At 64.5% G+C, this 19,798-nt stretch carries 21 protein-coding genes; 19 read left to right on the top strand and 2 right to left on the bottom strand.

Annotated elements, in window-relative coordinates; translation table 11 throughout:
* The first annotated feature begins 10 nt into the window (after positions 1–10).
* From ABFB10_RS02135 to ABFB10_RS02115, 5 genes are read left to right on the top strand one after another with little or no spacing between them, the layout of a single operon-like run.
* The gene (locus ABFB10_RS02135) at positions 11–1,159 is read left to right on the top strand and encodes a major capsid protein (RefSeq protein WP_347165156.1); all 1,149 of its coding nucleotides are present in this window, start codon (positions 11–13) and stop codon (positions 1,157–1,159) included.
* Between the two features lie 58 nt (positions 1,160–1,217).
* Positions 1,218–1,490, top strand: coding sequence for a hypothetical protein (locus ABFB10_RS02130; protein WP_347165154.1), 273 nt, complete (start codon positions 1,218–1,220; stop codon positions 1,488–1,490).
* 1 nt (position 1,491) lies between these two features.
* A complete protein-coding gene (locus ABFB10_RS02125) occupies positions 1,492–2,019 on the top strand; it encodes a DnaT-like ssDNA-binding protein (protein ID WP_347165152.1) in 528 nt (175 codons plus the stop codon).
* Complete coding sequence (locus ABFB10_RS02120) at positions 2,016–2,420, top strand: hypothetical protein (RefSeq protein WP_347165151.1); 405 nt, start codon at positions 2,016–2,018, stop codon at positions 2,418–2,420. The genes ABFB10_RS02125 and ABFB10_RS02120 overlap by 4 nt, the downstream gene beginning before the upstream one ends.
* Positions 2,413–3,495 (top strand): phage minor head protein, encoded by a 1,083-nt coding sequence (locus tag ABFB10_RS02115; protein WP_347165150.1) that lies wholly within the window; start codon positions 2,413–2,415, stop codon positions 3,493–3,495. Before ABFB10_RS02120 ends, ABFB10_RS02115 begins: the two co-directional genes overlap by 8 nt.
* Here ABFB10_RS02115 and ABFB10_RS02110 read toward each other — a convergent pair.
* Positions 3,492–3,671 carry a hypothetical protein gene (locus tag ABFB10_RS02110; RefSeq protein WP_347165149.1) on the bottom strand — a complete coding sequence of 60 codons (180 nt, stop codon included), beginning with the start codon at positions 3,669–3,671 and terminating at the stop codon, positions 3,492–3,494. The two genes, ABFB10_RS02115 and ABFB10_RS02110, sit on opposite strands and share 4 nt — an antisense overlap.
* Before the next feature lie 30 nt (positions 3,672–3,701).
* On the opposite strand from ABFB10_RS02110, the gene ABFB10_RS02105 reads away from it, so the two are divergent.
* The 5 genes from ABFB10_RS02105 (at position 3,702) to ABFB10_RS02085 (ending at position 6,243) form a co-directional block, all read left to right on the top strand.
* Complete coding sequence (locus ABFB10_RS02105; RefSeq protein WP_347165147.1) at positions 3,702–4,112, top strand: hypothetical protein; 411 nt, start codon at positions 3,702–3,704, stop codon at positions 4,110–4,112.
* A 182-nt stretch (positions 4,113–4,294) separates the two neighbouring features.
* On the top strand, positions 4,295–4,705 hold the full coding sequence (locus ABFB10_RS02100; protein WP_347165146.1) for a hypothetical protein: 411 nt from the start codon (positions 4,295–4,297) through the stop codon (positions 4,703–4,705).
* Positions 4,706–4,796: 91 nt separating this feature from the next.
* On the top strand, positions 4,797–5,309 hold the full coding sequence (locus ABFB10_RS02095; protein WP_347165145.1) for a hypothetical protein: 513 nt from the start codon (positions 4,797–4,799) through the stop codon (positions 5,307–5,309).
* A gap of 84 nt (positions 5,310–5,393) precedes the next feature.
* Complete coding sequence (locus tag ABFB10_RS02090) at positions 5,394–5,840, top strand: hypothetical protein (protein WP_347165144.1); 447 nt, start codon at positions 5,394–5,396, stop codon at positions 5,838–5,840.
* A 58-nt stretch (positions 5,841–5,898) separates the two neighbouring features.
* Entirely contained in the window at positions 5,899–6,243 is a 345-nt protein-coding gene (locus ABFB10_RS02085) for a hypothetical protein (RefSeq protein ID WP_347165143.1), read from the top strand.
* Here the strand turns inward: ABFB10_RS02085 and ABFB10_RS02080 are convergent.
* The gene (locus tag ABFB10_RS02080) at positions 6,233–6,610 is read right to left on the bottom strand and encodes a hypothetical protein (protein ID WP_347165142.1); all 378 of its coding nucleotides are present in this window, start codon (positions 6,608–6,610) and stop codon (positions 6,233–6,235) included. The two genes, ABFB10_RS02085 and ABFB10_RS02080, sit on opposite strands and share 11 nt — an antisense overlap.
* On the opposite strand from ABFB10_RS02080, the gene ABFB10_RS02075 reads away from it, so the two are divergent.
* The 9 genes from ABFB10_RS02075 to ABFB10_RS02035 all read left to right on the top strand — a co-directional run bounded on the left by ABFB10_RS02075 (position 6,603) and on the right by ABFB10_RS02035 (position 19,784).
* Entirely contained in the window at positions 6,603–9,953 is a 3,351-nt protein-coding gene (locus ABFB10_RS02075) for a phage tail tape measure protein (RefSeq protein ID WP_347165140.1), read from the top strand. The genes ABFB10_RS02080 and ABFB10_RS02075 overlap by 8 nt on opposite strands.
* A 1-nt stretch (position 9,954) precedes the next feature.
* A complete protein-coding gene (locus ABFB10_RS02070; protein WP_347165139.1) occupies positions 9,955–10,305 on the top strand; it encodes a hypothetical protein in 351 nt (116 codons plus the stop codon).
* Complete coding sequence (locus ABFB10_RS02065) at positions 10,302–10,775, top strand: DUF1833 family protein (RefSeq protein WP_347165138.1); 474 nt, start codon at positions 10,302–10,304, stop codon at positions 10,773–10,775. The genes ABFB10_RS02070 and ABFB10_RS02065 overlap by 4 nt, the downstream gene beginning before the upstream one ends.
* A 12-nt stretch (positions 10,776–10,787) precedes the next feature.
* Complete coding sequence (locus ABFB10_RS02060) at positions 10,788–11,237, top strand: hypothetical protein (RefSeq protein ID WP_347165137.1); 450 nt, start codon at positions 10,788–10,790, stop codon at positions 11,235–11,237.
* A 36-nt stretch (positions 11,238–11,273) separates the two neighbouring features.
* On the top strand, positions 11,274–11,546 hold the full coding sequence (locus tag ABFB10_RS02055) for an NlpC/P60 family protein (RefSeq protein WP_347165136.1): 273 nt from the start codon (positions 11,274–11,276) through the stop codon (positions 11,544–11,546).
* Positions 11,547–11,638: 92 nt separating this feature from the next.
* Entirely contained in the window at positions 11,639–12,694 is a 1,056-nt protein-coding gene (locus tag ABFB10_RS02050) for a hypothetical protein (RefSeq protein ID WP_347165135.1), read from the top strand.
* 43 nt (positions 12,695–12,737) lie between these two features.
* A complete protein-coding gene (gene gpJ, locus ABFB10_RS02045) occupies positions 12,738–16,727 on the top strand; it encodes a TipJ family phage tail tip protein (protein ID WP_347165134.1) in 3,990 nt (1,329 codons plus the stop codon).
* Complete coding sequence (locus ABFB10_RS02040; protein ID WP_347165133.1) at positions 16,663–19,239, top strand: hypothetical protein; 2,577 nt, start codon at positions 16,663–16,665, stop codon at positions 19,237–19,239. The genes gpJ and ABFB10_RS02040 overlap by 65 nt, the downstream gene beginning before the upstream one ends.
* Positions 19,239–19,784: a hypothetical protein gene (locus tag ABFB10_RS02035; protein WP_347165132.1), complete on the top strand. Its 546-nt coding sequence runs from the start codon at positions 19,239–19,241 to the stop codon at positions 19,782–19,784. The genes ABFB10_RS02040 and ABFB10_RS02035 overlap by 1 nt, the downstream gene beginning before the upstream one ends.
* Positions 19,785–19,798: the final 14 nt, after the last annotated feature.

Raw genomic sequence — 19,798 nt, 5'->3', positions numbered from 1 at the left:
GGAACATTCGATGGCGACTTCCATGACTCTCACGGGGATCATCCCCACCCTCTACGAAGCCATGAACACCGTCTCCCGCGAGATGGTCGGCATGGTGCCGGCGGTGCGCCGTGACAGCAATGTCGAGCGCGCCGCTGTTGGCCAGACCGTTCGCTCGCCCATCGGCGTGGCGGGTGATCTGGAGGATATCACCCCCGGCCAAGATCCGGCAAACTCGGGCGGCTCCACCTTGGGTTACACCGACGTGACCATCTCCAAGTCGAAAGCCGCGCCGATCCTCTGGAGCGGCGAAGAGCAGCGCGCAGTCGGCACCTCGGGCACCTACAACGCCATCCTGGCGGATCAGTTCGCAGACGGTATGCGCAAGCTGGTCAACGCGATGGAAGTGGATCTCTGGGCCGCAGCCTATCAGGCCGCATCGCGCGGCTACGGCACCGCAGGCACCGCGCCCTTCGGAACCGCTGGCGACTTGTCCGACTTCGCGGGTGTGGCGAAGATCCTCGACGACAACGGCGCACCCGTGACCGACCGTCAGATGGTGCTCGGCTCGGCTGCGATGGCGAACCTTCGCGGCAAGCAGTCAGTTCTGTTCAAGGTCAACGAAGCCGGTTCGCAGGACATGTTGCGCAACGGCATGACCGACCGCGTGCAGAATTTCGCGATGCGCTATTCCGGCGGCATCTCGACCCACACCAAGGGCACCGGAACTGGCTACCAGCTTTCGGCAGCGGGCGCAGTTGGTGACACGACCATCTCGGTGGATACCGGATTGGGCACCCTGCTTGCGGGTGACGTGGTGACCTTCGCCGGGACTTCGGACAAGTACATCGCCAATTCGGAAATTTCCGGCGGTTCGTTCACCATCGGAAAGCCCGGGCTTCTGGCAGTGGAAGACGGCAGCGACGCGATCACCATCGGCAGCGACTACGTTCCCAACCTCGCCTTTGCCCGCTCGGCAATCGTCCTGGCTGCCCGTGCCCCGGCGCTGCCGGATGGCGGTGACAGCGCCGACGACCGCACCACGATCACCGACCCGTTCTCGGGTCTGTCGTTCGAAGTGTCGGTCTATCGGCAGTATCGCCGGGTGAAGTACGAAATCGCGATGGCTTGGGGCGTGGGCGTCCCGAACAGCGCGCACATTGCTACGCTGATTGGCTGATCTTCGATGTGGGGCCGGGTGACTGGCCCCCATTCCAAGCTCAGGGAAAGGAAGTCACATGCCGGGATTGCCCACTGTAGAGATCGTAAATGAAGCCTCCCCGAGTGGCTTCACTCGCATCAATGAGGCCGACTTCGACACGTCTACGATGACGTTGCGCGAGGGCGAAGACGCGACCAGCACAATGAATCTCACCCGCGAAGCCATCGATGCGATGGAGAAGGAAGAGGTTCGCGAGATCCTTGACGCTCATGGCGCCGAGTACGACGCGCGCACTGGCATTGAGAAGCTGCGCGAACTGGCCAAGCAAGTCGTGTTCGTGGACCTCTGACATGGCGTTGACGGTCGAAACCGGGGCGGGGCTGCCCGACGCTGACGCGTTGGTTTCGCTGGCCTATGTCGATGCGCATCACGAAGCGCAGGGCAATGCAGGGTGGGCCGGGGAGGATGCGGCGAAGGAGGCCGCCATTCGCCGTGCCTCGCGCTACTTGAGCAATAGCTACCGATGGCAGGGCTACAAGCTACGTGCTCGTGCCCAGTCCCTCGCCTGGCCGCGCTCTGGCGTGGTGGACGATGAGGGCAACGGCATCCCCTCGGAGGAGGTGCCGGACGAGGTCAAGCAGGCCTGTGCAGAAATTGCGCTGCGTGAGCTTGAAGCCCCCGGGGCGATGACCCCGGATTACACACCCTCGGAGCGGATCAAGGCCGAGAAATTCGGTCCGGTGTCCTTCGAGTACGACATGAGCCGAACTGATGCGGAAAGCGTCCGCCCGGTCCTGTTGATCGTGCGCGACCTGATCGGCCCGCTGCTGAGCCATCGCGGCGGATCGCGGCTGGCCGGATCGGCGGTGCGAGGGTGAACCCCGGCGAGCGCATCGCTGCCCGCGTCCGGCGCGGTGTCGCGAGGGCAGGGGCCAAAACTGGCACCGGCCAGCCCCTCACTGGCACCATCACCCGCCGCGGAAAGGCGGACACGACCACCTACCCGCCGACGCCCGGGATTGACAAGAACTACCATTTCGTCGGCATGTTCAGCGAGTTCGGGGTGAGCGATTACCAGCGCCTTGAGATCACCTCGCGCGACATGAAAGTGATCGTTACGCGCCCGGTCAGGGCTGACGACGGCGCAGAGATCGAGCCGAGCAACGGCGACACCGTGACCATCGTCGGCAAGACCTACCATATCCAGAACATCGACGCGACGGCACAGGGTGGCGTGGCGCTGATGTGGAAATGCCAGTGCAGGAATGTAGATGCCTGACAGCTTCGCCCGTCTCGCCGCTCTTCTGGCGAAAATCGACAGCGACGTGGCCAAGGCCTTTGTGGAGTCGGCCCAAGGCGCGATGAACGCGGCCAACCGCGCTGTTCTCGAGCAAGCCATCGAGCAAGCGGCGCTTACCGGAAATGTCGACGGCATCGCGGACGCCCTCGGCTTCGGGCCGGAAGCGTTTGACGGGTACAGGGAGGCTATCGAGCAGGCCTTTCGCGCGGGCGCTGCCGCCCATATCGCAAGCGCTCCCATGGGGATGGTGCGGGGGCTGGAAACCAGCTTCCAAGGCTATCACCCCGGGGTGATCCAGTGGATTGACCAGAACGCCGCGCAGCGCGTCGCAACGGAGTTCGATACAGTGCGCGAAGCGGTACGCACCACTTTCACACGCGGCATCGAGCAGAATCGGGGCTATCGCAAGATCTCTCTGGATATCGTCGGGCGCATCGAGGGCAACATGCGGCGGGGCGGCGTCATCGGCCTGACGCCGGGCGAGGCGAGCTATGTCTCTGACATGCGAGAAGCCCTGAACGGCGACGATGTGGGCAGCCTCATGCGCAATGGGCAGCTCAAGCGCAAGTTCTGGATCAAGGACGACGGCACGCTCGGCACGGTCTACAGTGGCACCACACGGGACCGTCGCTTCGACCGGACTATCGTGCGAGCGCTGCGTGGCGATGTAACGCTGACGCAGGCGGACATCGAGCGGATCACGTCGCGGTACTCTGACGGCCTCCTTCGAGAACGTGGGCGACGGATTGCACGAACGGAGGGCAATCAGGCCATGGCAGCGGGCCGGGCCGAGAGTACACAGCAGATGATCGACCGAGGCGATGCGCTTGCTTCAGAGATCACCAAGAAGTGGAAGCACACCGCGCGACCCGGGCAGCGCGACAATCACGCGGCCATGAACGGCGAAACTGTGCAGTTTGACCAGCCCTACAGCAACGGGATGATGCGCCCCCATGACCCCAACGCCCCGGCATCGGAGCGGATCAACTGTGGGTGCATCGAGACCTATCGGACAGCTTGGGACGCGGTTGCGCGGCGGCGCGGGACGCTCTAACCGGCTTCGCCTTCGTATCGGGTGAGGGTGTTCTGCTTGATCACCTCGATCACACCCTCGACCGTCGCCTGCTCGACGCGGCCTTTGGGGTCGTCGCAGATCACGCGCAGAAGCTCGCCGTGGAACCCGGCAAGCAGCTCGTAGAATTCTTTGTCGGTGATGACGCGGCGAGGCATGGCGCCGGATATTGCAGGAAGGCGGGCAGAATGGCCACCATCAAGTTCAGCCAGATCCCCTCATGGGTCCGCAATGCCAAGCAGAATGCCAACTACATCGTGCGCGGCGCCATTGAGGACACCGTTGACGACATGACCAACGGCGCGGCGGGCGTGTCCAAGGGCGGCACGGTTCAGCAGGGCAAGGTGCCGGTGGCCGATTCCGAGCTGATCAACAGCTTCCGGTTCGGTATCGGAGACCGGGGGACATCACCCCAGAACGCAGTGGCGAACGTGGTCGCCGGGTTCGACCTCGGAGATATCGCCACGGCGGAGTTCTCGGCCCCCCACGGACCAGCAAAAGAGTATGGCGGCAACGGGCAGCCGGGGTGGTTCTTCCGCCAGAACGCAGTGGCCAAGTTCCCCGGACATGTTCTGAGTAACGCCAGGAAATTCAGGTAACCAAGAAGGGGTAGGCCCATGGCTGATATCGCACATCTTTCAGTCCGCATGCCAAAATTCAGGATCGCCGTTTGCCGGGCTGTTCTGTGGTGCGCTGCGCTGGTCCTTTCTGAGCGTACCGCAGTGCGCCTGGTCTCCGCCATGATTGACTGGACGTGCCGCGGGATGAAGGTCTCGGTCAGGTGACCGTTCCACTCGGGCAGCAGGTTCTGGAAAGCCACCTGCACGGAATGCCAACCAGCGCCGCCATCGTCCTCCCAAATGGGCCGGGCGGAGGGCTGCCGCGCTACGTCGTCCAGCGCTCGGTCGGCATGGTGGAGACCTTCGATACGACCGGCACGACCGAAGCTGAGCCTACCATCAGCGTGAACGTCGAGACCGAGCCAGCAGAGTTCGCATTCGAAAATGACGCGTTGGTCACGGCCCTGTGTGAGCGGTTCAAGCCCGGCACTGTCATCGAATACGGCGGGGCTAAGGTCACCATCACCAAGCCACCCCATGTCGGTGCAATCCCGCCCCGGCAGGACAGCATGGGTTCTTCCAGCGCGGTCTACACCACGCCCGTCATCATTCGCGGCTGGTTCACTTTCTGAGACCCCCATTCGCTCGCGGGGGTAATCGCGGGCCTCTCAATAATCTGACCAACCACCCCGCGAGCGGGGTCTTTCCCCATGGAGAAAACCAATGACCGACAGCAATATTGGCTGGACGCTGTTCTTTTCGCCCTCGCTGCCCGCCACCAACGACGCGGCAGGGTTCGAGGCGCTGAATGATTGGGAACAGGTCACCGGCCTGCAAACCGCCCCTCAGTTCGGTGTTTCTCATTCGAACGTCGATGTGGATGATCTCGCAACCGGGTTCGCCGGCGGCGTCAAGGGCGCGGGCGCGGGCAACGACAGCACCTTCACCTTCCACGGCGCCCATTTTGGCGCCTCCGCGTCCGCAGGTGTGCTGGCCGCAGTGGCGTCCGCCGAAGGCAGCGACACCACCTGCTCGCTCAAGAAGGTGAAAGGCAGCGGCGCCGATGGCGGCCGGGGTGTCGGCAAGGCGCCCGCCCCCGGTGATCCCGTCCAGTACGCGCAGGGCTACCTTCACACCTTCGCGGGGAACCAGGAGGGCGTGGACACCCACGAGGGCGGCTCGATCAACTTCAAGCAGAACGACTTCACCGTCAAAGGCACCGAACCGGTTGCATAATCCCGCGCGGGACAGGGGGCGGGCGTATCGTGGCGCGCCTGCCCCCAGCACAAAGCCACGATCCACGACATCAAGGACACCACCATGTTTCAATTCACCGACACGAAGGCGCTTTCGGAAGACGGCGCATGGGTTCACATCAAGGATGGTTCGCGCCCTGCGTACTGGCCCGGCAAGGATGGCAAGCCCGACCTGTCGCGCCCGGTTCGCATCAAGGTCTATGGTCCGCACTCCGAGACGTTCAAGGATCGCGCCCGGAAGCGTGCGGCCAATCTGCTGCGTGAGCGCGGCGGGGGCATCAATTTGGCGAAGATGAGCGCCGCCGAAATCGAGGCGTTCATCGAGCAACAGGAAGACAATGCCGCCGCTGTCTGGGCTGACCGCACCATGACGTGGGAGAACGTGCCCGGCCCCGAAGGCGAGCCGCTTGCGTTCAGCCATGATGCTGCCGCGAGCCTTTACGCGGCATACCCGAGCGTGCTGAATCAGTTGGCGGCGGACTCCTCGGAGATCGAGGATTTTTGGCACTAACCTCCGGCGCCTGAAGGACTACGCGGCCCAACGCGGTTTTCTCGACGCACATATCGAGGTGAAGGGGCCAAAGGGCGAGGTGCAGGTGCTGCCGCATAGCCGTCTGGATGAATACCTCGAAGCCGGAGAAGACCCGCCGCTACCGGATCTGCCGACAGGTGGCGAGTACCTCATCGAAGCTATGTACGTCCTTTCCCCCATCCGGGTCACCGGGCGGGGGATCGCCGCGGCGGACTGGCCGGAGATCGTCGCATTCGCGCAAGGGACGCGCCGGGTTTCGGACCCATGCGAGCTGGAAGCGCTACACGCCATGTGCGCGGCTTACCGCGATGGCTTGGTCTCGGGCGCCAACCCCTTCCGCAAGTCCCCGATGGAAATCGCAGAGGACAAGCCTAGTCGGTGAAGTCCCGGAGCAGGTCTAAGGCAGGCGTCTGGGGTGACCTTGCGCAGGCCAGTCGCAGTCTGCGCAAGGTGGTCTCCTCGGCGCCTTGAAGGCCGCCCTCTGCGGTATCGAAGCCCAAGAGAAAGCCGAAGGTCATTCCGGTCTTTGCCATGGCCGGCGCCAATCGTGCCAGGCCGTCCCGCGTGCCGTCATTCAGGTCATCAAATGACCTATCCAGCTCCGCGATCACCTCGGTGCAGGGGCGTTCGCTGAATATCCTGACGCCGTCGTGATCGGAGTAGTCCGCCAGAGCCGGAGAGGCCGACAGGATTGCCGCCGCTGCAAATCTTTTCACAATCGAATCCCCCCGAGGTTCCTCAATGGACATAGCGCGTCTTGGCATCCAGATCGACAGTCGCGGCGCTCGCTCTGCTGTCACAGACCTCGACAAACTCGACAAATCGGCGGGCCGCGCTGAGCGGGCGGCGGGCGGACTCGGAAAGGCCTTCGGCATGGCGTTCGCGGGGATCGCAGGCGCACTGGCGTCTGTGAACGCGGTCAGCACTCTGCGGGGCTTCGAGAGCGCGATGGCTGAGGTTGGTGCGGTGTCTCAGGCGTCTGCCGATCAGATGCAGGCGATGCGCGACATGGCGCAGGAGATGGGCGCCACCACCAAGTTCAGTGCGACCGACGCTGCGAACGCGCTCGCCCAGCTTACCGCTTCGGGCTACTCCGCCGACGACAGCATGAAGGCGCTGAGCGGGACCATGAACCTTGCCGCTGTCGGCTCGATGAGCCTTGAACAGGCGGCGGACAGTACCTCGGATATTCTCCAGCAGTTCCGCCTCGGGGTCGAGGAGACCAACCGCGTCGTAGACGTGCTGGCCAAGCAGCACACGCAATCCTCGTCATCCGTCGCGATGACGGCAGCGGCGATGCAACAGGCTGGTGTGGCTGCGGCAACCCTCGGGCTGGATGTGGAAACCACAGCGGCCGCGATAGGCGCCCTTGCTGAGTCCGGCATCAAGGGGGCCCAGGGCGGCACCGCACTGAACGCCGTGCTGTCCCGACTGATCGACCCCACCAAAGACGCGCGCGGCGCTCTGGCGGAATTCGGTCTGACCGCTGATGACATGGATATTGCATCGCGCGGCCTGCTACCTGTCTTGCGGGATTTGGAAGCGGCCAACATCGACCTCGCCACGGCCAACGCGCTGGTGGGGTTGGAGCACGGCAAATCGCTCATTTCTCTCGCGAACAGCGTCGACATGCTCGGTGATTTCACCGAGGCGAACCGTGACGCGTCCGGTGAGGCGTTGCGCCTCGCAAAGTACATGAGCGACAACCTCGATGGAGCCTTCTTGGGGCTGAGGAGCGCCGCAGAGGGCCTTATCCTCGCCCTGGGCGAAGCAGGTCTGACCGAGGCGATCAAGTCCAGTGTCGAGGCTGTCACGGCGCTCGTGCGCGGCGTTACCGCCATGCCGAACCTCGGACCCATCGCAGCCGGGTTCACTGCTGTTGCAGCCGGTGCGGTTCTGCTCGCTTCCCCGCTCATTGCGGGCGCAGCGGCTGTGACCGGGCTGGCGGCGGCTGGCGCCCACCTCTACCAGAACTGGGATCGTGTCGCTGCCGCTTTCCCGCGCGCGGCTGGCTTCGTCAGCGCCGCCGTGGATGGGTTGATGAACGGCCTCGCTTATGTCTACCGCCGGGCCAGACAGGCGATGGCCGGAATCGAGGCAGCCTTGAACGGCGATGGGGGCGCGGCGCTCGGGGCGCTTTTCTGGGAGATGGTCGGGGATGCAGAGGCAGCACTGCGCAGCCTGTCGCCGGCGGTCTCAGATGCCGTCGATGCGTGGAAGCGGTACATTTCCGCTGGCGTCCAGACGGTACAGGCTATCCTGTCCGGCGATTGGGTCGGAGCATGGGAAGGCGCGAAGGCCACGGTGTACGAGTTCGGGGACTTCTGGAACAGCTTCGTCATTTCTCCGATTTCCCAAGCGCCATGGATGCAGGAGCTGCTAAACAGCGCGCCCATGCAATCTGCGCTCGAAATGCTGGGCGGCTACTTCGAAAGCTTTTCCAGCGGCCTATCGGCGGCGTGGGTTAACATTCAAGACGCATGGGCGCAGGTTGGTCCGACCTTCGATCACCTTCGAAGCATCATCGGATCGCTCATGCAGATATTCTCTGACGCTGACAGCGATGCAGCTCTTTCCGATCTGGCCAGCGGCCTCGGCAGACTGACGGGCCTCGGACTTGAAGCGGTATCGCTTGGCCTCGAACTATTCGCTCGGGCCATCGAGACGGTTACGGGCGCATTGGCTGCGGCGCTCAAGGGAGATTGGTCGCAATTCTTCAACGAATTTCGCGAGTTCTTCAGCTGGCTCGGCGGCGGCGTGCTTGAGGCCGTGAAGGTCGCCATGGATGGGATGGGCAGTGCGATATCCGGGGCCGGTACAGTCATCGCCGGGGCTTTCGCGGACATCTGGGCGGCAATCAAGGCGGAGGTGGCCTCGTGGCCGGGCCAGATGATCGCCATGGGTGAAGACCTCGTGCAGGGCCTGATTGACGGGATCAAGGCCAAGGCGGCGGGCGTGACCGGCGCAATCGGGGACATGGCTTCCGACGCAATCACCAGCGCCAAGAGCCTGCTGGGCATTCAATCGCCTTCCAAGGTCTTCCGTGAAATCGGTGAGTGGACCGGGCAGGGCTTTATCGACGGCGTGTCAGGAAAGGTGGCCGACGCAAACGATGTCATCGCGCAACTGACCGGCGGTGCTGACACCTCTGGTGCGCTGGCCGGCATGTCCAAGGCACAGAAGAAGAGCGCGGCGGAAAGCTGGGTCACACGGGCAATGTCCGATATCGACCGATACAAGGCGCAGCTTGCGGAATTGGCGGAGCTGAACAACGCTGGGTTCTTCGCAAGCGCCCCAGAGGCCTATGCTGATGCTGTGAAGATGGTGGCCGACCAGCTTGACCGAGCAGAAGGGGCCAAAGGCCTCAGCGATGCAATTGAGGTCTCGAAAGGCGAACTGGCTTCCCTCGGGCGAAGCCTGATGCACGGTGATTGGGAGGGCGCGTTGGATCAATTCGCCAGTACCTTCCTCAGCAGAATCTATGACATAGCCATGGACCCGATTTGGGAGACACTGGCGAACGCGTTGAACAGCCTCTTGGGCGGAATCTTCCCAAGCGTCGGGGCGGTCTCCACGTCTGGATATTCGGCGAGCCCCAGTGCCCTGGCGTCGGTAGGTCTCTATGCCGAAGGCGGAGAGCTACCGCGCCGCGCCAAAGGCGGAGGGTTCCGTGACGTGCCCCGCGCGATCGGGAAGCTGGCCGGGCCCGGCGGGAAGACGGAGGACAACCTTCTGTTCTGGGGGTCGCGCGGCGAGTTCATGCAGCCCGCCGCCGCGGTCGACTACTACGGGTTGGACTTCATGGAGGCGATCCAGAAGCGAAAGATCCCGAAGTTCGCGGCTGGGGGTGTGCTGGGTGCGCGTTCCTCCTCCGTGAATTCGGTCTCGGCCTCTGCCGTTCAACCCATCGTCAACATGCAGGTGAACGTTGAGCCGCTCCCCGGCGAAACCGCAGAGGTCACGCGCCCGCAGGATGGCCACATGAACATCCGCATGGTCCGGCAGGTCATGCGGAACGAACTCGCCAGCGGCAGCATGGACAGCGCAATGCGTCAGCGCTGGGGCGGCCGCCCACTACCGAAAGGATCCTGATATGCCAGCATGGCCCGTCGGCCTGCCGTTCTTCCAGTCCTCGCGCGGCGCGCGCCGCGATGTGGAGCCGGACGTCATCCGCACGCAGATGAGCAAGGGCCCCGCCAAGGTGCGGCGGCGTTCGTCCTCGGCGCCGATGCCGCGCCAGGGACGGTTGTCGCAGATCACCTTGGCGCAGCTCGACGCCTTCGAGACCTTCTTCCGTGAGGAGCTGGGGGAGGGTGTCCTGTCCTTCACTGCCACGGATCCGCTCGACGGGCTTGAGCGCACGTTCCGGTTCGTCGGGGGCTATTCGGTGGAGCCGCGTGGTGTCCGCCGTGAGGTCACTGCCACCTTGGAGATCCTGCCATGACCCATGAGATCAGCACGCGCCTGCGCACGGCGATCTACGCGCAGGAGAGCCCCGAGGTGCTCACCACGATCCTGCGGCTGACCCATCCCGCCCGGGAGGCGCCTGTCTGCCTCGTCAGCAATGGCGAGCCGCTGGTTCACGGCGGAGAGACCTATCACCCGTTCCCCTTCACCCTGACGCTGCCAGAGAGCGAAGAGGGCGTGCTGCCGGTCCTCAAATGGGAGGCGCAGAACGTGACCCGCGAGCTGATCCCGCAGCTGCGCAGCGTCACCGGTGAGATCTACGCGCGGGTGGCCTGGGTGCTGACCTCGACCCCGGATGTGATCGAGCGGGGGCCGTTCGAGGTTCAGATCTACGGCGTCGAGTACAACGCGCTCACCATCAGCGGAACCATGACCCTCGAGCCGGTGCTGGAGGAGCAGTTCGGCTGGCTCACCATGACGCCGGGAAACACCCCGGCGCTGTTCTGAAGGAGAACACCCATGAAAGCTGAATACGCGAAAGAGGCTGCCGCCTACCTGCGTGGCTATGTTCAGCGCCCCGGCCATGATGCCGATCTCGCCGCCGATCTGTGGTTGCAGATCCTGCGGGAAGGGCGCGGCGATGTGCAGGCTGCGCCTGTTGACACGCCTGTCAGTATCGAGCCGCCGCTCGGGCATTTCGTGGAAGTCAGCCGGACATCCGATGGTGGCATGAATATCCGCTTCGTCCCCCAGCTCACGGGCGGGAAAGATGCGGCCACGGCGGAAGGCGCTGCCGAGCAAGAGCCGGAGCAGCCCCATGTCCATGTTTTCGGGAAGTACAGCTGGAAGCCCGCGGACGGCGTCGTGATGAAGCTGTCGGATGGTGCCCACCCGATCGCCTCGGCGCTCATCCGGGAAGGGGCGATGTACCGCCGGTACGGGATGCGCCCGAGGCCCAAGGGCTGCTGAACCCTCACCCCATCCCCACGAAAACGGAAAGCCCACATGTGGACCGACGACTGGATCGGCCTGCCTTACGCGGAGCGGGGGCGGGGGCCGGAGGCGTTCGACTGCCTCGGGCTCTGGTTGGCGCTGCAGCGCGCCCGCTTCGGGCGCGAGATCCCGGACCCTGATTGTACCATGCAGGCGGCGCTGAAGCGCTCGGTGGTCGATGGTCTTCGACCACAGTTTGACCGGGTGGATGCAGCGGAAGAGGGGGACGCTTTGCTGTTCCTGTCTCGCCGGGCGTCCACTCCATCTCGGCTACGCCCTCAATAACCGGGACATGCTCCACATCGAAGCCCACAGCGGAAGTCGCGTGGACTGCTGGCGCGGGATGCGCTGGCTCGGAAAGCTGGAAGGAATTTATCGTGCTCGATGACACTGGTTTGCTCGACGTTGTCGGGCAGAAACACCCGCTGCGCCGGGATGTGGTGCGCCCGAAAATCATCTGTGGTGCCAGCGTTGCGGAAATCGTTCGGGCGATGGACCTCGACACGGAGCGCTTTGGGCTACCAGTGGTGCGCCTCATCCGTGGCACAGAGATGTCGCTCGTGCCCATCAGCATGTGGGGCAAGGTCCGCCCAAAGCTCGGCACGCGCGTTGAAGCGGCTTTTCCCGTGCGCGATCCAGGCTCGTTGGCGCTGCTGGCCTCGGCGGCGCTGCCGTCTGCTGCGACGTGGGCGGCGGGGGCGTTGGGCACGGCTGGCATTATCGGGGCCGCCGGTACTCTCTCATACGCCCTCACGGTGGCTGCCATCACCGTGGTCGGCTCGTTGGTCATCAACAGCCTGATCCCGCCGGCACAGCAGGGCGGAACGCGCGACCCTGAGAACTACGCAATCACCGGCACCGGCAACGCGATCAACAGGCGTGGGGTCTATCCCTATGTGCTTGGTCGTCACCTCATGTTTCCGCCGATGACCGCCACCGGGTTCTCGGAGACGGTGGGCCGGGACATCTATTACCGCGGGCGCATGACCTTTGGCTGGGGGCCGGTCGCGCTGGAGGATCTGCGCATCGGCTCGACGCCGATCTGGGAATACGACGGCGTCGAGCTGGAGTTCCTGAATGTCGACGAGGCGCGGACACTCGCGAACATGCCGCAGCTCGCGGACTTGGTGCGTCCGCGCACCGAAGAGGAGCATGCGCCCCGGAAACTGCTCCACGCTGTGGGTGACCTCTATGAGTTCCAGCCCGCGCAGGCGGCACGGTCGGCGGTGATCGCGGTCGAGCCGACCGCGCTGCGGCACGGCACTGTCTATTCGTTTGTGGTCGAGGTGGCCGAGGCGGGTGTTCCCGGATGGACCACGGTCGCGACCTATACCGACATCACCACAGGGCAGGAGTTCCAGTGCGGACGGCTTTTCCGATGGGGTCGCGCGCCGCTGGCGCGTTCGGATCACCAACAAGCGGCGGCTCTATGAGGAGACCACCACACTGCCGTTCATGCGCCCGGAGTCCGAGGGCATGACGGTCACCCGGGCCTCGGCGACCTATCAGGTTCCGGCTGCCGGGTGGCGGCAGGGCAGTGAGGTCATGCGCCTCTATTCCGATGACGTCGCCGAGGATGCCTATAGCGATGTCCCGCAGGAGAATGATCCGGTCATCAAGTACACCCGCCAGGAAACTGTTTCGGCGGCGGTTGATCTGACGTTTCCGCAGGGTCTCTACAACAGCACGTTCGACGGTGACCTCAGCAGCCACCGGGCGCGCTTCCGCTTCGAGTACCAGCGCACGGAAGGCGGCCTCAACGAGGCGGATTGGGTGGACCTCGGCGAAACCGAATGGTCGGGCAAATACGTCAGCCTGTACCGGGTGACCAAGGAAATCGCGTTCCCGGCGCCGGACGAATACGCCATCCGGATCACCCGCACGAATGGCATCGATCAGGATGTGGGCGACGTCAACAGCGCCACGCTCACTGCGATCCGGTCCATTCGCGACGGCAAGCTGCCGAGTCACGCGGGCATTGCGGAGGTGGCGTTCCGCATCCGGGCCAACGAGCAGCTCAACGGGCGCATCGACAGCCTCAACGCCATCGTGCAGCAGCTGGCGCCGGAGCTGGACAGCAACCTGCAGTGGACTGAGCCGCGCCCGGTGCGGCATCCGGCATGGCTCTACGCGCAGGCGCTGCGGGGTCCGCACCTGCGCCGCCCGGTCACCGATGACCGGATCGATCTCGCCGCGCTGCATGCCTGGGCCACGGAGGAGCCGCATTGGACCTGCGATTACGTGGTGGATACGGCCACGCAGCTGGCCGATGTGCTGGACATCATCTGCGCCGCCGGGCGTGGGCGGCGCACGCTGGCCGATCTGCGCTACAGCGTTGTGCGGGACGGGGCGGCGGGGCCGGTGCGCCAGGTGTTCACCCCGCGCAACTCTTGGGACTACCGTTCCAAGCTGACCTTCCCGCGCGAGATCCATGGCTTCCGCTGCATGGTTCGCTCCGAGCGGCTGGACTGGCAGGAGGATGAGGTGCTGGTGCTGAAGGACGGATACACCCGCCAGACCGCCACCGAGCTGGAGACGCTGCAGCTGCCCGGCACGGTGGTGACCGCCGAGGATGCCGACGAGGGCAACACCTATCGCCTTGGCCGCTATCACCTCGCCACCGCGCTGCACCGCCCGGAGACCCACTCCTTCAAGGCTGACTGGGAAAGCATCCATATCCAACAGGGCGACAAGATCCGGCTGGTGCATGACGTGCCGCTGATCGGCGTGGGCGAGGCGCGCGTCAAGGCGCTGACCGTCGAGAATGATCTCATCATCAGCATCACGCTGGACGACGTGTTCGACTTGGATCAGGCCAGCTTCCGCATGGTGGTGCGCAATGTCAGCGCGGGCATCCATGCATTCGCCGCAACATCGCCGGTGGACCCGCAGGCCCGGGTCTGGACGCCGACCGTCGGCGTGATTGCGGGTGATGTCGCGGTGGGTGATCTGGTTGCCATCGAGGAGACCGAGCAGCGCAGCGCCGACATGCTGGTGATGGCGGTGCGCCCGGATCAGGACGAGACCGCGCTGATCGAGGTGGTGGACGCGGCGCCCCATGTGCTGGACGCGGCCTCTGACATCCCGCCCTATGATCCGGTCATCACCAACCCGCGTCCCCCGGCATCGGACCTGCCGCCCGCGCCGGTGATCACGGCGGCCCGCTCGTCGCAGCTGACCCAGATCGTTCTGCCGGATCTCTCGGTCCGCCCGCGCATTGCCGTGCAGCTCGCGCCCATTGCGTCCCGCGCGGACCTCGACGGGGTCACCGTGCAGCTGCGCTGGCGTGAGGCTGGCGAGGATGAGACGCCCCGGACCTACGGCGAGTCCGTGCCGGCGGGTGAGTATAGCCTGCTGACCGGCGCGCTGGAGGAGGGTGTGCGCTATCTGGTCGAGGCCCGGACCGTTGGCAGGGCTGGGAAGACGCGGGGTTGGTTTGCCGCCCCCATGCAGGTCACGGCGACGACAGCCGCCCCGGCTCCGCCGCCGATTGTTGCCTCCGCCGTGCCGGCCAGCATCCCGGACGCCAATGGCAGCGCCCGTCGCCCGGCTATCCGGTTGTCCCGGGTGGCACCGGCCAACCGCACACTCCGCGTGACGTGGCGGCTGCGGGTGGCCGGGGCGAGCGAGATCGGACAGCGCGGCCTCTTCGCGGAAGCGTCCGAGGGGGAGGTGCTGATTGCGGACGGCATCCTCCCGAATACGGCGTATCAGATCCAGGCGAGCTTCGTCTCCGGCGCCGCCGATCTGCGGAGCTGGGGCGGCTGGATGGACGTCGCAACACCTGACATCCGTCTCACGGTCGATGATCTCGACGAGGATGCCCTTTCGGGGGGCTTCGATTACCCGACTGCACCCGCCAATTTGGCCCTTTCGACTCACCTGCGAGAGGACGGTGCCGCGGTCGTCAACGCCACGTGGGATGCGGCTGATCCGGCAACGGGGTACGAGATCGAAGTCGCCGAAAACGGGGGCGGCTATGTGGGCACCTCATCGACCACGAACGCCTATGCCCTGACGGTGCTGCCCGGGACCAGTCTGCAGATCCGCGTGAGGGCCGTGAATGGCCCCCGGCGTTCTGACTGGGTTGGTCCTGAGGCGATCACCGCTGCCGTCGACACAATCCCGCCCGCGGCTCCAAGTGGGCTCACCGCTGAGGCAGGGTTCGGCACGGTCTGGCTGAGCTGGAACGCGAACACTGAGCCCGACATGGCCTTCTACGAGATCGTGGAAAAGGCCAACGCGAACGCGCCGGCGCCGAACACGACCTCGCCGATCCTGACCAGCACGGCGGCCACCTTCGCGCGCACAGGCCTCAATGACGACGTGACCAAGTATTACTGGGTCCGCGCCGTGGACACGAGCGGCAACCGCTCTTCTTGGTCCAGCATGGCCTCGGCCACCACACCGGCGCCCGCGGGCATCGACACCGAGGACCTGCAGGGCCTTATCGACGAGACCAGTTTCGCGGCGGGCCTTGAGGGCGTCCGCGTGGTTTCCGGGTCGACCCTCCCGACCACCCGCAGCACCTCCGCGATTGTCTTCGGCGGCGACCTCTACCGCTGGAACGGCACAGCCTACGTCAAGTCGGTCCAGGCCGTTGACATCTCCGGGCAGGTGACCGGCGCGCAGATTGCTGACCAGGCGCTCGGCACGGCCAAGTTTGCCAACTCGATCAAGCCCGTCGAAGTCCTCTCGGCCCTCCCCGGAACCCCGCATGTCAAGGGCCGGCAGGTTTTCCTCACGACCAACAACAAGCTTTATCGGAACACGGGGTCTGGTTGGATCGCCTCTGTCGCGGCAGGAGACGTCACGGGCAAACTCACCAACGCACAGATCGAGGCGCTGGAGGCTGCCAAACTTACCGGGCAGATCACCGGAACGCAGATCTCCGATGGCGCCGTTTCCACGCCCAAGCTCGAAGCCAACTCTGTCACGACCGACAAGCTGCTCGTCACTGGTCGCGGATCCGCACTCAACGACGACCCGAATACATCGGACGCAAGCGCTTGGTCCGCCGGGGACATCGTGCATCCGGCTTCCCCTGCAGTCGGCCCGACCGCGTTGAGGAGCACCAAAGCCTATTCGTTTTCGAGACAGTTTCAGGTCGACGAGAGTAAGCAGTACCGCGTGCGCTGTGTTGCGCGACCCTCGTCTAACGCGAACGGCGATTTCTTCCTGCGGCTGTATCACTACGATGCCAATGGGAACCAGATTTCCTACAACACTGTCGCTCACCGCCCTTCCTTCTCTGGCGGCTGGCAGGTCTTCGATGCCATTATCGATGTTCCCGCCGGCACGGTTACAGCCAGCCTCAATGTGATTTTGAACCACGCCGGAACCCAAGGCTACCACGAAGCGCAAGATGTGCGCTGCGAAGAGGCAGTCGACTCGGCTCGTCATGGTCGATGGCGCCGTCATCGCCCGGCACATCAAGACAGGCGAGGTGAAGACGGACCACCTTGACGCCAACTCGGTTGTCGCGGGGAAAATCGGCGCAGGCGCGGTCCGCACCGGCGAACTCGCTGCTGGGGCCGTCACCACATCGAAAATGGCCATTGGGGACTTCACCAACCTCAATACCGACCGTGATTTCTCAGACCCCTCCCTGTGGTCTTTCGTCGGGACGGACAGCTCTGTTTCCTTCTCGAACGCAGCGCCCGAGGTGTGGGGCTCCAAGCGGGTCATGCGTCTGCAGGGGAACGGTCAGAATTTCGCTTGGGGTGCTGGGCCAGTCTTCGAAATCAGCCTGGAAGGGGAAGAGATATTCCTTCAGGGCCGCGCGAAGAATGAAACGGGCGTTGGACATGCAACACTTCACATTGAAGTGTCCAATTCGCCCACATTCGCCACCGGAAAGGTTAGCGTTTGGGGGTCTCCGACCACCATTGGCTTTCCCACGGCCTCCGTCCAGACTAAGTCCGCTGTGTACTCAATTCCCCCAGGGTACGCCTACGCACGTCTCCGCTACTACATCACGGACGGGGCAACCGACGTCAGGATCGGCGGCGTCGTAGTCCGCCGCCGCAACAAGGGCGAGTTGATCGTCGAAGGAACGATCGTTTCTAACCATGTGAAAAGCGACGCCATCGAGACTCGCCACATCGCCTCGGATGCCGTGATCGCCCGTCATATCTTGGCGGGCGAGGTCAAGGCTGACCACCTTGATGCCAACTCTGTTACCTCGGCCAAGATCGAATCTGGCGCTGTGAAGACCGCACAACTGGACGCTGGGGCTGTCACCGCTTCTAAGATGCTCATCGGCGACGTCACCAACTTGGTTACGGACCCCTACTTCTCGGACTTGGACTACTGGACGTTCCCCAGCGGGTATCTGGTCGAAGACTCCATAAGCACGACTTGGAACACGCCGCGCATCCTTCGCTTGACGGGGGACGCCAACCAGTACCTCACCGCTTTCGGGCCTTCTTTCGAAGTCACCCCGGGACAAAAGCTGTTCATGTCCGTGCAGGGCTTCCTCAGCCCTGCCGTGGGCAGCTGCAACATGCACCTGCAGGTATCTGAGAACCCGAATTTCTCCCCTGCTCAGTATTTGAACCCCGGTGAGATCACTTCGGGCAGCATCACAACCTCGTCGGGCATCGTCACTGTTCCTGCGGGCATGCGTTACGCCCGTGTCCGCTTGGAAAAGCGAAACAATGGCGCAACGGTCTGTCGTCTCGGGGCGCCTATCGTCCGCATCGCCGCAAGCGGCGAGCTGATCGTCAACGGCGCCATTCAGGCGAACCACGTTTCAACCAACGAGATCATCACGAACGAAGCCAACATTCGAGACGCGATCATCACCGATGCCAAAATCGCCAACCTTTCAGCGGCGAAAATTGACACGGGCATCATGAACGCGCGCCACGTCGAGGTCACAGAGACCCTGAAGCTCGACGCCACGACGGCGGGTTTCTCCGTGGGCAAGACCTCGGCGGGCGACCTTACGACCCCGGGCATCTATCTGGGCCGTGCGGCCTCGGGCGGCGCGGACGCGTTTGGCCTGCTGGCGGGTGGGGTCAATGCGGCGGGGATGCCCGAGTATCTGGAGGTTTCCAAGTCTCGCGGCACCCGGTTGGTCAACGCGAAATACTATCGCGACCTCTCGGTGCGCGGCGCCACGACCACGGTCACCAACTCGCAAACGATCACCCTGAACCCGGCCTGCCAGTACGTCGAGGTCACGATGATCTCGGGCGGCAACGGCGGTGATGGCGGCCGGAGTGGCAACTACGGACCGTCCCTGGGTGGGCGCGGCGGCCAGACCTCCGTCAGGGTTTTCAGCGGGTCCACGGCAACCGCGGACATTCGCAACGCGCCCCGCCCGGCGGTGCAGTCGGGCGTTGCCCGTAGCCACTTCAACGGCGGCGACGGCTTCAGCAGTGCCTTGGGCACCGGCGGCGCAGGTGGTGAAGGGTACATGAACCAAAGCTTCCAGCCGGTGAACAACCCCGGCGCAAATGCCACTGGCTACGGCGCGGGTGGTGGCGGCGGATCCTCTTGCCCCGCCAAGGATGCCGGCGCCGGAGGCAACGCGGCAGAGGTGACGACCGAGATCATCGATGTGTCCTCGGTGGCCAACGCCAAGCTGCAGATCACCATCGGCACCGCCGGCGCCAAGGGTCTGGGGGAATCTGGTCGTGGTGCCGACGGCGGCAACGGTTCTCCGGGGTGGTGCCGGATCACGCAGTACCTGGGCACGCCGGTGCGCGCCGACGTGGTGCCCATGTCTCCGACCGCTTTCGGCACGGTCTCCAACAAGGGGCCGTTTCCCGACCTCGGCGGCGGGATGTGGGTGATCACCCACACGAACGACGTGACGCTCGGCACCATCAAGGTCAACGACACGGGCAACAATCCGGTCTGCAACAGCGGCGGATCGTTCACGTTCCTCAGCTCCCGGACGCCGACTGTCGTCTCCAACCCGCACAGTGCCCGAACCCTCAACTACCAGTTCTTCAAGATGGGTGATTAATGAAGCTCTACTACGACCCAGCTGATGGCCGGGCGCTCTTTACCCTGGCCGTTCCCGACGACCAGGCGCCTCCGGGCGTCTGGGTCGAGATCGACGACACCCTGCATCCTCTGGACGTCTCGGCGCACTGTGTGGTCGAGGGCATGCTGGTTCCGGTCGAGAACCTCGTGGCGGCCCGCCTCGATGCCGTGACTGCCATCAATGAGGCCGTGGGTGCGAAGCGCCAGAACTTCATCACCGAGATCCCCGGCCAGCAGATGATCTACCAGGCGAAGGAAGCAGAAGCCCGGGCCTATGTGGCTCTCGACCCTGAACCGGCCAACCTCGAGCCTTTCCCGCTGATCAGTGCCGAGATCGGGATCACCGCGCCCACTGCACGGGAGCTGGCGCAGGTCTGGCTCCACATGGGCGACATGTGGCGCGCCACGGCGGCCACGCTGGAGGGCATCCGCCTGACCGCCATAGGGGCGGTCGGGAATGCGGGCAGCACGGCTGAGATCGATCTGGCGGTGGCCACGTGCTTCAGCGCTCTAGAGGCCGCTTGATGGTGCGGGCGCTC

It is taken from the genome of Ponticoccus litoralis, from assembly GCF_039769985.1.
GTDB classification, from domain to species: Bacteria; Pseudomonadota; Alphaproteobacteria; order Rhodobacterales; family Rhodobacteraceae; genus Ponticoccus; species Ponticoccus litoralis.
This window is presented reverse-complemented; position numbering and strand designations above follow the sequence as displayed.

What these genes read in the sequence shown, in the direction of transcription:
- ABFB10_RS02135 (WP_347165156.1), top strand. Translation starts at nt 11, where the DNA reads ATGGCGACTTCCATGACTCTCACGGGGATCATCCCCACCCTCTACGAA.
- ABFB10_RS02130 (WP_347165154.1), top strand. Translation starts at nt 1,218, where the DNA reads ATGCCGGGATTGCCCACTGTAGAGATCGTAAATGAAGCCTCCCCGAGT.
- ABFB10_RS02125 (WP_347165152.1), top strand. Translation starts at nt 1,492, where the DNA reads ATGGCGTTGACGGTCGAAACCGGGGCGGGGCTGCCCGACGCTGACGCG.
- ABFB10_RS02115 (WP_347165150.1), top strand. Translation starts at nt 2,413, where the DNA reads ATGCCTGACAGCTTCGCCCGTCTCGCCGCTCTTCTGGCGAAAATCGAC.
- ABFB10_RS02110 (WP_347165149.1), bottom strand. Translation starts at nt 3,671, where the DNA reads ATGCCTCGCCGCGTCATCACCGACAAAGAATTCTACGAGCTGCTTGCC.
- ABFB10_RS02105 (WP_347165147.1), top strand. Translation starts at nt 3,702, where the DNA reads ATGGCCACCATCAAGTTCAGCCAGATCCCCTCATGGGTCCGCAATGCC.
- ABFB10_RS02095 (WP_347165145.1), top strand. Translation starts at nt 4,797, where the DNA reads ATGACCGACAGCAATATTGGCTGGACGCTGTTCTTTTCGCCCTCGCTG.
- ABFB10_RS02090 (WP_347165144.1), top strand. Translation starts at nt 5,394, where the DNA reads ATGTTTCAATTCACCGACACGAAGGCGCTTTCGGAAGACGGCGCATGG.
- ABFB10_RS02075 (WP_347165140.1), top strand. Translation starts at nt 6,603, where the DNA reads ATGGACATAGCGCGTCTTGGCATCCAGATCGACAGTCGCGGCGCTCGC.
- ABFB10_RS02080 (WP_347165142.1), bottom strand. Translation starts at nt 6,610, where the DNA reads ATGTCCATTGAGGAACCTCGGGGGGATTCGATTGTGAAAAGATTTGCA.
- ABFB10_RS02070 (WP_347165139.1), top strand. Translation starts at nt 9,955, where the DNA reads ATGCCAGCATGGCCCGTCGGCCTGCCGTTCTTCCAGTCCTCGCGCGGC.
- ABFB10_RS02065 (WP_347165138.1), top strand. Translation starts at nt 10,302, where the DNA reads ATGACCCATGAGATCAGCACGCGCCTGCGCACGGCGATCTACGCGCAG.
- ABFB10_RS02060 (WP_347165137.1), top strand. Translation starts at nt 10,788, where the DNA reads ATGAAAGCTGAATACGCGAAAGAGGCTGCCGCCTACCTGCGTGGCTAT.
- ABFB10_RS02055 (WP_347165136.1), top strand. Translation starts at nt 11,274, where the DNA reads ATGTGGACCGACGACTGGATCGGCCTGCCTTACGCGGAGCGGGGGCGG.
- gpJ (WP_347165134.1), top strand. Translation starts at nt 12,738, where the DNA reads ATGACGGTCACCCGGGCCTCGGCGACCTATCAGGTTCCGGCTGCCGGG.
- ABFB10_RS02040 (WP_347165133.1), top strand. Translation starts at nt 16,663, where the DNA reads ATGGTCGATGGCGCCGTCATCGCCCGGCACATCAAGACAGGCGAGGTG.
- ABFB10_RS02035 (WP_347165132.1), top strand. Translation starts at nt 19,239, where the DNA reads ATGAAGCTCTACTACGACCCAGCTGATGGCCGGGCGCTCTTTACCCTG.